Source organism: Mesorhizobium sp. M6A.T.Cr.TU.014.01.1.1 (assembly GCF_004022765.1).
GTDB lineage: Bacteria > Pseudomonadota > Alphaproteobacteria > Rhizobiales > Rhizobiaceae > Mesorhizobium > Mesorhizobium mediterraneum.
Map to the genome: position 1 here is coordinate 1 of NZ_RZPG01000104.1, position 460 is coordinate 460.

Genomic DNA, 460 nt, shown 5'->3' on the forward strand with positions numbered 1-460 from the left:
GCCCATGAAGGCGATCGGCAGCCAGGCTGCCATCATCAGCAGCAGGCTGAAGCCGGTGACCAACTGGCCGCGGCCGCGATCGACGAGGCCGCCGGTCCAGCGCGCACCGAGCGCGCCGGCGACGCCCGCAAGGCCGAAAAGCCCAATCTCGGTATGCGAAAGTGAAAATGGCGCAGCACTCAACGGCAGCACCAGCGGCGCCCACAGCACGTTGAAGCTGGCGAAGATCAGCATGGCCAGCACCGCCCGCACGCGCAGCAGCGGCTCCTGCGCGAACAGCAGCAGCACCGAAGCGAGCAGGCGCGGATAGGATGTGCGTGGCCGCCCCGCCTCGTGGCGCGGCAGGATCAGGTAGAGAACCATCGCCATGACGAGCGTCAACATGGCCGAGACAAGATAAACCCAGCACCAGCCGGCGAAATCGGCGACGACCCCTGAAGCGAAGCGGGCAACCAGGATG

At 67.0% G+C, this 460-nt stretch carries 1 protein-coding gene; it reads right to left on the reverse strand.

Annotated elements, in window-relative coordinates; translation table 11 throughout:
* Positions 1-460: MFS transporter (locus EN885_RS33150; protein WP_164897983.1), on the reverse strand; the 460-nt coding region annotated here is incomplete at both ends.